The organism is Reyranella sp., assembly GCF_004297265.1.
Classification (GTDB): Bacteria; Pseudomonadota; Alphaproteobacteria; order Reyranellales; family Reyranellaceae; genus Reyranella.
The window spans coordinates 1-14,170 of sequence record NZ_SCUT01000050.1 but is presented as its reverse complement, the minus strand read 5'-3'; the positions used below and the strand labels follow the sequence as shown (position 1 = coordinate 14,170).

The following is a 14,170-nucleotide window of genomic DNA, read 5'->3' as shown; positions in this document are numbered from 1 at the left end:
AGCGCGGCGTCTCGAAGGATGGGCTACAAGTGTGGCGTGCGTGTACCCATGCTTCGAGACGGCTGCCGCGCAGCCTCCTCAGCATGAGGCTGTCGTCTCAATCCTCGAAGTTCAGATCGGCGACGTAAGGGTTGGTCTTGCGTTCCCAGCCGAAGGTCGAGGTCTGGCCGTGGCCGGGGACGAAGGTGATGTCGTCGCCGAATGGCCACAGGCGGTGGCGGATCGAATCGAGGAGCTGGTCGTGATTGCCGCGCGGAAAGTCCGTGCGGCCGATCGACCCGCGGAACAGCACGTCGCCCACGAACGCGACCTTCGCCGGCTTGTTCACGAACACGACATGGCCCGGCGTGTGGCCGGGGCAGTGCACCACGTCGAGGGTGAGGTTGCCCAGGCTCACCGTCTCGCCGTGTGTCAGCCAGCGGTCGGGCACGAACGGCTTGTAGACCGGGAAATTGTACTTACGGCCGGAGTCCGGCAGGCCCTCGATCAGGAACAGGTCGTCCTCGTGCGGGCCCTCGATCTTCACGCCGTAATGCTCGGCCATGGTGCCGGCCGCCGAGGCATGGTCGACATGGCCGTGCGTGAGCAGCACCTTGGTCACCTTGATACCCTGCTGGTCGATCGCCTGGCGCAGCATGTCGAAGTCGCCGCCGGGATCGACGGCGGTGCCTTCCATGGTCTCGTCGCACCAGACAATGGAGCAGTTCTGCTGGAACGGGGTGACGGGGGCGATCATGACCTTGAGCATGCTTTCGATCTAATGCCTCCCGTGGCCCGTTGGAAGGGCGTATGCTGGCCTTCCTTCCGGCATCGATGGCAATCAACGTGCGTCTTCTGCTGTGCATTCTGGGCCTCTTCGCCCTTTCGCTGGCCTCCGCTCGGGCCCAGATCGCGACCGTCGCTTCACCCTCCGGCCCCGTCCCGGCGGGGCCGTACGTCGTGGTCGACGTCGCGACGGGGGAGGCCCTGCTCGACCGCAATGCCGGCACCCTCTGGTATCCCGCCTCGCTGACCAAGATGATGACGCTCTTCATCGTCTTCGAGGAGCTGAAGTCCGGCCGCCTCACCCTCGCCACGACGCTTCCCTTTTCGGAGAACGCCCGCAAGAAGCCCGCCTCCCATCTCGGCCTGGCGCCGGGGCAGAGCGTCACCGTCGAGCAGGGGATCCAGGCGCTGGTCGCCCGCTCGGCCAACGATGTCGCGACCGCCTTCGGCGAGCGCATCTCCGGCTCGGAACCGGCCTTCGCCCAGCGCATGACCGACACCGCGCAGCGTCTGGGAATGACGGCCACCACCTTTCGCAACGCCAATGGTTGGCCCGACCCTGGGCAGACCACGACGGCGCGCGACATGGCGATGCTCGCCCTGGCCCTGCTCAAGGACTTCCCGCAGTACTACGGCTACTTTCGCACCAAGGAGTTCATGCTGGGCAAGCAGCGGATCGGACCGGGTATCAAGTTCCTCGACCTCTATTCGCCCTACGCCGACGGCTTCAAGACCGGTTTCATCTGCGCCTCGGGCTTCAACATCGTGGGCAGCGCGGTGCGCGACGGCAGGCGGCTGGTCGCCGTCGCCTTCGGCTTCCGCCGGGCCGACCTGCGCGACGAATTCCTCGTCCGCCTGTTCGACGAGGCCTATGCGCTCAAGACCGGCGGCAATCGCCAGAAGGTCTGGCAGCTGCGCAATGGCGAGGGCGGCCCAGTGACGGTGCTGCCCTACGGCGAGTGCGGCGGCATCCGCTACGACATGCCGGGCGATGCGGTCTGGCTCGGCACCTTCGGCGACTGGCGGACGGCAAAGAATGCGTTCGACGCCGGACAGGCCAGGCTGATGGCGATGGGCGTTGCGCACCACGGCAAGGAGTACATCCTGCCCGTCACCTCTTCCGAAAAGGTGACGAGGCAGGCCGCCATCATCGCCGATCTCCAGCCAGAGGCGGCGCAGAGGCTGTGCGCCGACTACCAGGCGCGGAAATCCTTCTGCATGGTGAAGAAACCTTCGGATTTCGTGGCGCCCTATAGCGGGTTCTGGCGCTGACCTTGGCCCATCCCCTCATTCGTGCGATACCGCGCCCATGAACTGGCTGACCAACTTCGTCCGCCCCAAGCTGCGTGCGCTGGTCGCCCGCAAGGAAGTGCCGGACAATCTCTGGGTGAAGTGCCCCAAGTGCGAACAGATGCTGTTCACGCGCGACTGGGAAGCCAACCAGGAAGTCTGCAGCCATTGCGGCCACCACATGCGGCTGCGTCCGATGAAGCGCCTGCCGTTTCTGTTCGACGAGGGCAAGTACGAGCTGCATCCGTTGCCACGGGTGAACGCCGACCCACTCAAGTTCCGCGACACCAAGCGCTATGACGCGCGCCTGAAGGAGGCTCAGGCCAAGGCCGAGGGCACGACCGACGCGCTGGTCGTGGCGAGCGGCCTGATGGGCAATCGGCTCTCCGTCGTGGCGCTGCTCGACTTCGGCTTCATGGGCGGCTCGATGGGCACCGCCGTCGGTGAGGGGCTGGTGATGGCCGCCGATCTCGCCGTCGCGCGCGGCGCGCCGCTGATCGTCTTCTCGGCCTCGGGCGGCGCGCGCATGCAGGAGGGCATCCTCTCGCTGATGCAGCTCACGCGCACGACGATCGCCGTGCGCAAGGTGAAGCAGGCAGGGCTGCCCTACATCGTCGTGCTGACCGATCCGACGACCGGCGGCGTCTCGGCTTCGTTCGCGATGCTGGGCGACGTTCATATCGCCGAGCCGGATGCCATCATTGGCTTCGCCGGCCCGCGCGTGATCCAGGACACGATCCGTCAGGAGCTGCCCGAAGGATTCCAGCGTTCGGAGTATCTGCTGGAGCACGGCATGGTCGATGCCGTCGTGCACCGTCACAAGATGCGCGAGACCCTGATCCGCATGGTCTCGCTGTTCATGGATCCGTTGGTCGTCGAAAACCGCGCCCTCGCGGTGCCGTCTTCACGCTAAAGGAATCGCTGACGTGACCGCGAACGATCCGATCGTTCAGCGTCTGATGAGCCACCATCCGAGGGTGATCACCCTCGGGCTGGAGCGCATCGAACGGCTGCTCGTGCGCCTGGGTTCTCCCGAAAAGAAGCTTCCGCCGCTGATCCATGTCGCCGGCACCAACGGCAAGGGCTCGCTGGTCGCCTACCTGCGCGCCATGGCCGAGGCCGCGGGCTATCGCGTGCACGTCTATACCTCGCCGCATCTCGTGCGCTTCAACGAGCGTATCCGCATCGCCGGCCGGTTGATCGACGATCACGAACTCGACGAGATGCTGACCGAGTGCGAGGAGGCGAACGGCGACACGCCGATCTCCTTCTTCGACATCACCACGGCGCTTGCGTTCCTCGCCTTCTCGCGCGTGCCGGCCGACCTCGGCATCATCGAGGTCGGCATGGGCGGCCGCTTCGACAGCACCAATGTGATCGAGCCGGCTCTGTCGGCCATCACGCCGGTCGGTTACGACCATACGGGCTTCCTGGGCGACAAGCTCGAAGGCATCGCCTGGGAGAAAGCGGGCATCATCAAGCGCGCGACGCCGGCCGTGATCGGCCGGCAGCGCGAGGTGAGTGCCGAGGTCATCGAGACCGAGGCGGCCAAGCTCGCGGCACCGCTGTTTCGCATGGGTCGCGAATGGCAGGTGACGCCGCAGGAGTCGGGCTTCCGCTACGAGAGCGATCTTCTCGCGCTCGACCTGCCCAACCCGGCGCTGGCGGGCGCCCACCAGATCGACAATGCCGCGACCGCCGTCGCCTGTATCGAGCGACTTCGGGCAGCGCGCTTCGACATCGGCGACGCCGCCATCCGCAAGGGGCTCGGCTCCGTCGAATGGCCGGCACGCCTGCAGCGTCTCACCAAGGGGCCGCTGCCGGGCTCGATGCCGCCCGGATGCGAACTCTGGCTCGACGGTGGCCACAACGAGGATTGCGGCATCGTGCTCGGCCGCATGGCTGCGGAGTGGGCGAAGGAGCCAGCGGCGCTGCCGCTCTACCTCGTCTTCGCCATGCAGACGACCAAGGACGCTTCGGGCTTCCTGAGGCCGCTGGCGCGCTACGCCACGGCGGCGCGCGCGGTGCCGTTCCCCGAGGGACACGCCGCCTACACGCCGCAGGAGGCCTGCGCCAAGGCGGCCGATGTCGGCCTCGATTGCGCGCCCGCAAACGACATCGGCGCGGCGCTGGAAGACCTGTTGGCCACCCAGCCCGCGCCGATGCGCATTCTCATCTGCGGCTCGCTCTACCTTGCGGGCGAGGTCCTCGTCCGCAACGGCTAGCCGTTTTGATCAGACGACGGTGTTGATCCAGCTCACCAGCTTCTGCTTCGGCTCGGCGCCGATCTTGGTGGCCGCGACCTGGCCGTTCTTGAACAGCAGCAGGGTCGGGATCGATCGGACGCCGTAGCGCGTCGGCGCCATCGGGTTCTCGTCGATGTTGATCTTCACGACCTTGAGCTTGCCGTCCATCTCCTTGGAGATGTCCTCCAGCGAGGGGCCGATCATGCGGCAGGGGCCGCACCATTCGGCCCAGAAGTCGACGAGGACGGGTGTATCGGACTTCAGGACTTCCTCTTCGAAGGAAGCATCGGTTGCTTTGACGGTCATCGCGGGTTCTCCCAAATACACTACAGGCCGGTCGATGGGACCGGCGCCGCCCTTGGTCCAGAAGCTAGGAACGCACGCCCCCCGAGTCAAGATGCGGCGGCATAAGGCATTGATTTCTCTAGGGTTTCTTCGGAGATCTCCATGAGCCGCGGCGCGGCCGTCCAGAGCAGGAAGGCTCTCACCTTCCGGCCGGGATAGATCCGCTGGAGCAGGGTGCGATAGAGCGCGAGCTGGCGGCGATAGGCCAGCGCCACGCCCGCGGCCTGCTCAGGCGGCGGGCGGTTGGTCTTGTAATCGACGATCAGCACCTCGGTGTCCGACACGGCCAGCCGGTCGACTTGGCCGCTGACGGTGAAGGTGCCGCGCGGCGTCTGCACGGTACCGATCAACGGCACTTCCGCGCGCGATCCTTCGGCGAAGAGTGCGCCATGCACCGGCGCCTCGGTGACGGAAAGCGCTTCGTCGGCCCATTGCTCGATGTCTTCCGGCGCGAGCGCGTGCGCGGGCTGCGCGAGGAAGCGGCGGGCGGCGGCGGCGCGCTCCGCGGCGGGCAGGCCGGGAAGATGGCGCAGCAGATCGTGCAGCAGCAGGCCGCGCTGCCATCGCCGGAGATCGTCGGCGATCAGCGGACTGTAGGCCCGCGGCGCGGCGGCGGCCTCGTCGGGCAGCGGCTGCGAGGGCGCGAGCGGAGTCGGCGGGTCGGGCTCGCCCGGCGCAGGCTCGGTCCACCAGGGAGGCAGCGGCGCCTCGTCGGCGATCGGCAACTCTCGCTGCTCGGCTTCGACAATGCGACCTTCGTTCGTCAGCTCGAAGCCATTGCCCGACCAGCCGTCGGCCACGAGCGCGGTGAAGTCGAACGTCCGCGCCACGGCACGGCCGCTTCCGGCCTCGCTGCTGGCACGCAGCCCGGTCTCGATGCGTTCGTACCAGCAGCCGCGATCGGGCTTCTTGGAGCCGACCCAGCCGCCGACATAGAGCCGGTCCTCGGCGCGGGTCATAGCGACGTAGAGGAGCCGGTTCTGCTCCTCCAATGCGCGATCGCGCGCCTCGCTCCGCCACGTCCGGGCCGCCTCGTTGGCATCGTCGGCGCGCGGCAGCCAGAGCCGTGCCTCGCCTTCGGTGCCGGCCAGGAGCCGTTCGGAATCGCGCGGCACCCGCGTTGTGTCTGGCAGGTAGACGATCGGCGCCTGCAGGCCCTTGGAGGCGTGCACGGTCAGGATGCGCAGCTCGCGCCTGCGGTTCTGGTCGAGATCGCGCTTGATCTCGCCGCCGCCGGTCTCGAACCAGCGCAGGAAGCCCTGCAGCGAACCGCCCTCGATGCCTTCGTACTGCAACGCGCGCGCCAGCAGCTCGTCGATCGGATCGGAGGCCTCGCGGCCCAGCCGCTCCAGCAGTCGGCGACGGCCGCCCTGCGGCCCGAGCACACGGGCAAAGAAGTCGAAAGGCGTGTCGTAATCGGCACGCCGCAGCCACTCCGCCAGGGTCGCATGGGCCGCCGCGAACGGCGCCTCGTGGGAGCGCTCCCGCAGGGCGCGCCAGAGATGGCCGGGGCGCTTCCAGGCCAGGATGAAGAGCTGGTCCTCGTCGAGACCGATCAGCGGAGATTTGAGGAGCGCCGCGAGGTTGAGATCGTCCTGCGGCAGCAGGACGAAGCGCGCCATCGCCAGGAGGTCCTGGATCGCGAGTTCCTGGCCGAGGTTCAGCCGGTCGACGCCCGCGACTTCGACGCCCTCGCGCTTCAGTGCGCGCACCAGCGCGTTCACGAATTCGTTGCGCCGCCGCACCAGCACCATGAAGTGGCCGGCATGAAGATTCTCGCCGTCGCGCGCGCGGCGCTCGGTGCCGATCAGGTGCTTTGTGTGGGCCGCGATCAGGCGCGCCAGTCGTTCGTGTGGCAGCGCCTGCGAAGCGCCGCCGCTTCCGGTGCCCTCGATGTCCTTCGTGTCGGCCTTGTCCTCGCTGGCTTCGACCAGCGGCCACAGTTCGACCCGGCCGGGCTCGTTCTTGCGGCTGGGCAGGTGGATCACGTCGCCCGGTTCGGCGACGCCCTTTGCCGCTTCGATCTCGCCGAACACGCAATCGACCGCGTCGAGCACGGCCGGCGTCGAGCGGAACGAGACGTTGAGCTCGACCGGCACGAAGATTCGGTCGGCGACGCGGCTGCGCTCGTCGAACCATTCGCGCATCTCCTTCAGCTTGCGCGGATCTGCGCGCTGGAAGCCGAAGATCGACTGCTTGGTGTCGCCCACCGCGAAGATCGTGCGGCTGCGGCCGACTGCGCCCTCGCCCACGAAGAACTCCTCGGTGAGGCGGCGGATCACTTCCCACTGGTCGGGATTGGTGTCCTGTGCCTCGTCGACCAGCACATGATCGATGCCGCCGTCGAGCTTGAAGAGCACCCAGGCGGCGCTCTCCGCGCTTTCCAGCAGGCGGCGCGTGGCGACGATCAGATCGTCGTAGTCGAGCACGGCGCGGCGGCGCTTGGCGCGCGTATAGCGATCGGCGACGTCGAGGCCCAGTCGCAGCAGTGCCAGGGTCAGTTCGACCAGCGCCTGTCCGCGCGCGCATTCGAGACGCTCGGCTTCGGCCTGGAGAATGTCGACGATGCCGGGCAGGCGCTTTTGTGCCGCCTTGGTCGCCAGCGACTTGCGCACCTGCCCTTCGCTGGTGAAGTACACGGCGCGATAGGCGGGACTCAGGTCATTGCGGTCCTCGGCCAGCCAGCTTGCGATCTTCTGGCCGTTCGGCGTATCGGTCTTGCCGCCTGTCTCGATCAAGTTCCGCGCCGCCTCGCGCAGGGCGGCTTCGTCGAGCGTCGGCACGCGCTCGCAGTTTAGTTGACGTCGCAGCCGGCGACCGAGCCTCGCGAGACCGGCTTCGTTGACGACATGGGCCAGCAGCCAGGCGCGCTCGCTCAGCAGCCGCGTCATCAGTTCGGCGTATTCGGCGATCGAGACCTTGGCGGCGACACTGGCAAGGGCGGCGGCCAGCGCGGGCGGCGCGTCGCTGCGTGCGAGCGCTTCCATCTGCTCGTCCTGCACGCGGCGCAGGATCGTCTGCGCCTCGGCCTCGTCGAGGATCTCGAAGCCCGGTGCGACGCCCGCCTCCAACGGGAAGCGTTTCAGCAGCGCCTGGCAGAAGGCATGGATGGTGAGGATGTTGATGCCGCCCGGCGCATCGAGTACGCGGGCAAATAGGCGGCGTGCCACGATCCTTTGCGCCGGGGTCGGTGCCTTGTCGATCAGCCTGGCGATGCCGGTATCGAGCGTCGCTTCGTCGGCGAGCGCCCAGCGGCCGAGCTGATGGGCGAGGCGATTGCGCATCTCGGCCGCCGCGGCCTTGGTGAAGGTGAGGCAGAGGATGCGCTCGGGTTTCACATCGTTCAGCAGCAGCCGCGTCACGCGATCCGTGAGAACCTTCGTCTTGCCCGTGCCGGCATTGGCCTCGACCCAGGCCGAATGATCAGGCGTCGTGGCACGCCGCTGCGCTTCGGTCGCGAGGGCAAGGGCGTCGAGGACGTCGCTCATTCCTCGCCGCCTCCCGCCGTCGACCATTCGGCAATGCGCTCGAGATGGGCATAGTCGTTGAAGTACGGGCCGTAGGCGGGCCAGGGCAGGGCCGGATAGGGCGTGTTCGGGTTCGCGAAGTGCCCCGCCATCTTCTCGACCAGCGCCATCATCTCCGCCACGAGTTCATCGCTGCCCTTGATCTCGCTCACCTTGCCGCCGTCGCCGAGGCCGTTGGCCTGCCAGTAGGAGAGGCGCACCGTCTTCGCCCTGCCGTCGATCTTCTCGAAGCCGCCGCGCTCGGCCATCGCCGCTTCGAGCAGGAGCTGCGGCGCGAACAAGGCTTCCAGCTCGTCCTTGGTCGGCACCCTGCCGGTCTTGTAGTCGATGATCTCCCAGGCGCCGCGCTCCAGCTCGTCGACCCGGTCGGCACGCGCCTCGATGCGCAGCGGATGCGACGCGGGTCCGACGGTCATCGCGGCGTTGCTTTCGCTGGCCAGCAGCTTCGTGCCGACCGCGCGGCGCGCGTTCTCCTGACCGACGAACCAGCGCGCGAGGCGCTGGAAGCGCGGCCACCAGAAGGCCCGCTCGGCCGGTGCGGTCAGTAGGTCGGCGAGATGCTTCTCGCCCAAGGCTTCGAACTCCCGCACCGCATCGGGCGGCAGCACGCCGGACGGATGCGCGCGCAAGAATTCGTCGAGTGCGTCGTGCAGGGCATTGCCGCGATCGGCCGCGCCCAGCTCGGCCTCCAGCGGATCGAGCGCCTCCAGCCCGAGGATGCGCCGGGCGTAGAGACCGTAGGGATCGCGCCGCCATTGCTCGACGCTGGAGACGGACAGCCGCGTGGGTCGCGCTTCGAGCGGGGGGCGCGGCTCAGGCCGCAGCCAGGGCGCATAGACGTCTGGCCGGTCGATCGCTTCCGCCCAGGCGACGAAGCTGCGGCGGCCGCGCTGGATGTATTCCGGGACGGGTGCCGAGCCGGGCTCGTAGCCGAACAGGGCATCGAGGCGCGCCAGCCAGCGCGACGGCACGGTCGGAGCACCGCCTTCGCGCTCGGCGCGCGTCAGAAGCACCCGCTCGGCGCCGAGGGCCGCCACGAAATCGTGGGCCGACAGGCCGATCCGCCGCTCGGGCTGCTGCAGGCCGAGTTCGGCGCGCATCGGGCGGTTGATCCACGGGCCGGTCTCCACGGCGGGCGGCCAAGTGCCTTCGTTGAGGCCGCCCAGGACCAGAAGATCGGCGCGCTGCAGGCGGGCTTCGAGCGGGCCCCAGATCGAGAGGCGCGGATGACGGCCGAAGGCCGGCCGGATGGTTTCCGGTTCCAGCATCGCCGCGAACAGGCCGGGCCATTCGCCGGACGCAATCGCGGGCCGGTCCGTCCAGGCGGTGCGCAGGCGGCCCAGCGCGTCGGCCAGGGCACTGCCCGCGTCGCCCGACCATAACGCCTCCACCGAGGCGATCTTCTCCGCCGCGGCGACGGTCGCATCGAGCAGCGCATCCGGCGCCGCGTCGCCCTGCATCATCGCGACCAGTGCAGACGTCGCGTCGCCCAGCCGGTCGACCAACGTCCGCACGGCTGCGCGACTGGCGGGATCGCCGAACTTCGCTTCGTCGACGCGGGCACGGATCGCGTCGAGGCCCGGCGCCGGCTTGAGGCCGCGCAGGCACTTGCGATCGAGCCGCCGCGTCGCATCGAGCACGGCCGCACGTTCGCTGCCCAGGGTGCACAGCGGATGCTTGAGCAGCGCCAGCAGCTCGACCGGCGCGAAGCCCGAGTCGATGGCGGCGATCAGCGCATGGAGGAGCGCGGCGGGCGGCGTGTCGGCGAGCGACGCACCGGCCGAATCGTCGATGTCGATGTGCCAGCGCTTCAGTTCGGCGGTGACCCTCCGCGCGAGTTCGCGGTCGGGCGTGACCAGGGCGGCCGTTCGTGCCGGTGTGTCGAGGACGCTGCGCAGCGCCAGCGCCACGACCAGCGCCTCCTGGTGCGGCGTCGCGCAATCGGCGCGCGTCACATGCTCCAGCGACGCCGGCTCCGGCTTGACCCAGGATTCGCTGGTCTCGGCCGGCCGCATCAGTTCGGTGATGAGGAAATGACGCGCCGAGCCGCCGGCGGCTCCGGGCCATTCCGCCACGTCGCTGCGCGCGCGACCCAGCGCGGTCAGCAATTCGCGAAGACCATATTGCGGATGCGACGGATCGAGCGCGTCCCAGCTCGCCTCGTCCATATCGTGGTCGACGCCGGGCAGGACGACCGCGCCCTGCGGCAGTTCGGCAATGGTCGCCAGCAGGTCGCGGGTCGCGGGTTGCGAGCCGGTCGAGCCGGCCGCGATCACCGGTGTCTGCGGCGGCCTCGCACGCCAGCGTTTGGCCTGGTTGCGGATCGCCAGGGTGCGACGCTCAATGGCATCGATCCGCCCGCGCGCGGCCAGCATCTGCGGCCAGTGTTCGCCGACGATGGCGAGGAACTTCAGCGTGCGCTGCCAGTGGCTCGCGAAGTTCCCTTCGACCAGACCTTCGAGCCGATCGAACGACACGCCTTCGATCGCCAGTTCGTCGAGCAGGCGGCCGAGTTCGCGCGCAAGCTTCAGCGCTTGCGCCGCCGACTGCGCGATGGGGTGGCCTTGGTCGTCGGTGAAGGCCGCCACCAGTTGCGCCAGCAGCGCCTCGCGCTCGGCAGGGTCGATGGCCGGGGGCAAGGTGAGCGCATCGCCATCGCCCGACGCGATCTCCCATTCGCCGTCGTCGACGTCGCCGAGCGGCGCCATGCGCGGCAGGATCGTCGGCGTGCCGTCGGCAGCCCGCAGGAAGGCTTCGCGGAGCGCACGCACCGAGCGCCGCGTCGGCAGCAGGATCAGCACATCGGCGAGGGAAAGCGGATCGCCGCCATGCTCGGCCAGCACCACCCGCGCCAGCTCGTCGGCGAAGCGACGCTCCGTGCCGATGGTGAAGAGGCCTTTCATCCCAGCACGCGTTCGGCTTCGGCGAGCGCGGCGGGGGTGCCGACATGGAACCAGTCGCCGTCGTGCACCAGGGCGAACAGGCGGCCCGCCTGCTCCGAGCGGTTCCACAGCTTGAGCAGCGAGAAGGGGCCTTCGGGCGAACCGTTGAACAGGCGCGAATCGCAGACCGAGATGCTGGCGAACAGATACGGTGCGGTCTCGGCTGCACCGCGATGGCGGGCGCGGCCGTCGGGTTCGAGATAGTAGTCGCCGCGATCCTTCTCCTCGCGGCCGATGGCGGTGGCCAGCGGATGGAGCAGCAGCAGCGCGTCCATGCGGTTGGGATTCCAGGCCGATGCCAGCCGGCCCAGCATCGATTCCGGTCCGTCGCGCCACAGCCCGTCGCCGTTCAGGACGAAGAACGGTCCATTGCCGAGCAGGGGCAGCGCGTTACGCACGCTGCCGCCGGTCTCGAGCAGCCGATCTTCATGAATGATGCGCGCGCGGCCGCGCAGCCGGTCGGCGATCTGGCTGCCCAGGTGATGCACGTTCACCACGATGTTCTGCACGCCGCTGCGCTGCAGGCGATCCATCGCACGCTCCAGCATCGACCGGCCCGCGACGGGGATTAGCGGCTTGGGCGTCGAATCGGTGAGCGGCCGCATGCGCTCGCCGCGACCCGCCGCCAGGATCATGGCGCTGCGGATCACGAGCCCGCTCCGATGCGGCGCAGTGCCGGCGGCAGGGTGCCATCGACCCACAAGCGCAGTGGCGTAAGCGCTTCGTGCTGCAGGGCACGCTCGAACATGCGCCAGACCCGAGGCAGGTGCTGCAGGTAGTCCGGCTTGCCGTCTCGGCGCAGCAGACGGACGAAAAGCCCGATGATGCGGGCGTGGCGTTGCGCGGCCATCAGCGCGAAGCCGGTGCGGAAGCCGGCGGCGTCGGCGATCCCGGCTTCGCCGATATAACGGTCGAGGCAGGCGGCATGGACGGCGGGCGCCACGTCGCGGCGCGCATCCTCGATCAGCGACACGAGGTCGTAGGAGGGGTGCCCGCGCTGGGCATCCTGGAAGTCGAGCAGGCCGCAGGCCTTCACGCCCGGCCGCGCCGGCAGCCACAGGAGATTGTCCTTGTGATAGTCGCGCAGCAGCAGCGTTTCACCCGTGGCGGGCAGTGCCGCCAGGCATTCGCGCCATACCGCGACGTAGCGTGCGGTCTCCTCGGGCGGGGTCGGCTTGCCGGTGGCTTCCGGCAGGTACCATTCGGGCAGCAACATCGCCGCCTCGATCAGCGCATCGCCGGCATAGGCGCCGAGATTCGGCAGCAGGCTGCGTTCGCCCGCACGATAGATCTCGACCAGTACGTCGGTGGCGCGGCTGTAGAGTTCGCCCTCGTCGCCGCCCGCCGCCAGCACGCGCGCATAGGTGTCGTCGCCGAAATCCTCCAGCAGCAGGAAGCCGTTCCCGGCGTCCTCGGCGAGGATTTCCGGCGCGCTGAGGCCGAGCGCGATCAGGTGCCGGCCGATCCGTACGAAGGGCCGCACGTCCTCCTGCGGTGGCGGGGCATCCATGACGACCGCCGAGCCGCGCGGCCGCGTCAGGCGGAAATACTTCCGGAACGAGGCATCGCCGGCCAGCAGGCGTTCGCCGGCATCGCCCCAGCCGGCCCTGCTCACGAACTCGGCGCGCAGCACGTCGCGTTCAGACTTCGCCAAAACGGGAATCTCCTTCCAGGGTCGCGCGGCGGCCTTCTCCCTCGACCGACAGGCTGACGGTGAGCCGTTGGCGCGGCAGCAGCGGGCCCAGCCGCTCGGCCCATTCGACCAGCGCCACGCCATCGGCGCGGGCTTCTTCCCAGCCCAGTTCGAAAACCTGCTCCGGCTCTTCGAGCCGATAGAGGTCGAAATGCCAGAAGTTGCCGCGCGGGGTCTCGTAGACCTCGACCAGGGTGAAGGTCGGGCTCGGTACGATCAGCGCCGGCTCGCCCGCGGCGGCGCGCAGGATGGCACGGGCCAATGTCGTCTTGCCGGCGCCCAGGCCGCCTTCGAGCGCCACGACGTCGCGCGGCCTGAGCCGGACGGCGAGCGCCGTGCCCAGCCGCTCGGTCGCGGCCTCGTTGGGAAGGGACAAAGAAAAAGTCGGCATCGTCAGATGCCGACTTTTAGCACGCAGCCCTGTGGGGCGATTAGTAGCGGTAGAGGTCGCCCTTGAACGGGCCGGCCTCGGGCACGCCGATATACTTGGCCTGGTCGGGACGGAGCTTGGTCAGCTTGGCGCCGACCTTCTCGAGGTGCAGCGCGGCGACCTTCTCGTCGAGGAACTTCGGCAGCGTGTAGACCTGCTTCTCGTACTTGCCGGGGTTGGTCCACAACTCGACCTGGGCCAGCGTCTGGTTCGAGAAGGAGGCCGACATCACGAAGCTCGGATGGCCCGTGGCGTTGCCCAGGTTCACCAGGCGGCCTTCCGACAGCACGATGATGCGCTTGCCGTCCGGGAACTCGACCTCGTCGACCTGCGGCTTCACGTTGTGCCACTTGAAGTTACGAAGGCTCGCGATCTGGATCTCGGAGTCGAAGTGGCCGATGTTGCAGATGATGGCGCGGTGCTTCATCGCCTTCATGTGGTCGAGCGTGAGAACGTCGACGTTGCCGGTGGCGGTCACGAAGATGTCGGCCTTGGGCGCCGCCTCTTCCATCGTGACGACCTCATAGCCTTCCATCGCGGCCTGCAGGGCGCAGATCGGATCGATCTCGGAGACCATCACGCGGCAGCCGGCCTGGCGCAGCGAGGCGGCCGAGCCCTTGCCGACGTCGCCGAAGCCCGCGACCATCGCGACCTTGCCCGACATCATGACGTCGGTGCCGCGGCGGATGCCGTCGACCAGCGATTCACGGCAGCCATAGAGATTGTCGAACTTCGACTTGGTGACCGAGTCGTTCACGTTGATGGCCGGCCACAGCAGCTTGCCTTCCTTCGCCATATTGTAGAGGCGGTGGACGCCCGTGGTCGTCTCCTCGGTGACGCCCTTGATCGAGGCGCCGAGCTTGGCGTACCAGCCGGGCTTCTCCTTGTTGGTCTTGAGGATCGCCTTGTAGAGGACTTCCTCTTCCTCGTTG

Annotated in this window: 11 protein-coding genes; 3 read left to right on the top strand and 8 right to left on the bottom strand. The window is 68.5% G+C overall.

The window, feature by feature from the left end; translation table 11 throughout:
• Positions 1 to 97 precede the first annotated feature (97 nt).
• Positions 98 to 748, bottom strand: a complete 651-nt coding sequence (locus EPO41_RS21675; RefSeq protein WP_296329569.1) for an MBL fold metallo-hydrolase — start codon at positions 746 to 748, stop codon at positions 98 to 100.
• A 41-nt stretch (positions 749 to 789) separates the two neighbouring features.
• On the opposite strand from EPO41_RS21675, the gene EPO41_RS21670 reads away from it, so the two are divergent.
• Genes EPO41_RS21670 through EPO41_RS21660 form a run of 3 tightly spaced genes read left to right on the top strand, consistent with a single transcriptional unit; the run spans position 790 to position 4,280 of the window.
• Positions 790 to 2,037, top strand: a complete 1,248-nt coding sequence (locus EPO41_RS21670) for a D-alanyl-D-alanine carboxypeptidase family protein (protein ID WP_296329564.1) — start codon at positions 790 to 792, stop codon at positions 2,035 to 2,037.
• Between the two features lie 37 nt (positions 2,038 to 2,074).
• Positions 2,075 to 2,968, top strand: coding sequence for an acetyl-CoA carboxylase, carboxyltransferase subunit beta (accD, locus tag EPO41_RS21665; RefSeq protein ID WP_296329561.1), 894 nt, complete (start codon positions 2,075 to 2,077; stop codon positions 2,966 to 2,968).
• A 13-nt stretch (positions 2,969 to 2,981) separates the two neighbouring features.
• Positions 2,982 to 4,280: a folylpolyglutamate synthase/dihydrofolate synthase family protein gene (locus EPO41_RS21660; RefSeq protein ID WP_296329559.1), complete on the top strand. Its 1,299-nt coding sequence runs from the start codon at positions 2,982 to 2,984 to the stop codon at positions 4,278 to 4,280.
• 9 nt (positions 4,281 to 4,289) lie between these two features.
• Here EPO41_RS21660 and trxA read toward each other — a convergent pair whose 3' ends face one another.
• The 7 genes from trxA to EPO41_RS21625 all read right to left on the bottom strand — a co-directional run.
• Positions 4,290 to 4,607 carry a thioredoxin gene (gene trxA, locus EPO41_RS21655; protein ID WP_295132524.1) on the bottom strand — a complete coding sequence of 106 codons (318 nt, stop codon included), beginning with the start codon at positions 4,605 to 4,607 and terminating at the stop codon, positions 4,290 to 4,292.
• Positions 4,608 to 4,693: 86 nt separating this feature from the next.
• Positions 4,694 to 8,134: a double-strand break repair helicase AddA gene (gene addA, locus EPO41_RS21650; protein ID WP_296329555.1), complete on the bottom strand. Its 3,441-nt coding sequence runs from the start codon at positions 8,132 to 8,134 to the stop codon at positions 4,694 to 4,696.
• Positions 8,131 to 11,076, bottom strand: a complete 2,946-nt coding sequence (addB, locus tag EPO41_RS21645; RefSeq protein WP_296329552.1) for a double-strand break repair protein AddB — start codon at positions 11,074 to 11,076, stop codon at positions 8,131 to 8,133. Before addB ends, addA begins: the two co-directional genes overlap by 4 nt.
• The gene (locus EPO41_RS21640; RefSeq protein ID WP_296329550.1) at positions 11,073 to 11,765 is read right to left on the bottom strand and encodes a nucleotidyltransferase family protein; all 693 of its coding nucleotides are present in this window, start codon (positions 11,763 to 11,765) and stop codon (positions 11,073 to 11,075) included. Before EPO41_RS21640 ends, addB begins: the two co-directional genes overlap by 4 nt.
• Entirely contained in the window at positions 11,762 to 12,769 is a 1,008-nt protein-coding gene (locus EPO41_RS21635; protein WP_296329547.1) for a phosphotransferase, read from the bottom strand. Before EPO41_RS21635 ends, EPO41_RS21640 begins: the two co-directional genes overlap by 4 nt.
• A complete protein-coding gene (gene tsaE, locus EPO41_RS21630) occupies positions 12,756 to 13,199 on the bottom strand; it encodes a tRNA (adenosine(37)-N6)-threonylcarbamoyltransferase complex ATPase subunit type 1 TsaE (protein WP_296329545.1) in 444 nt (147 codons plus the stop codon). Before tsaE ends, EPO41_RS21635 begins: the two co-directional genes overlap by 14 nt.
• 40 nt (positions 13,200 to 13,239) lie before the next feature.
• The coding region (locus tag EPO41_RS21625) for an adenosylhomocysteinase (RefSeq protein WP_296329543.1) at positions 13,240 to 14,170 on the bottom strand (931 nt) is incomplete at its 5' end.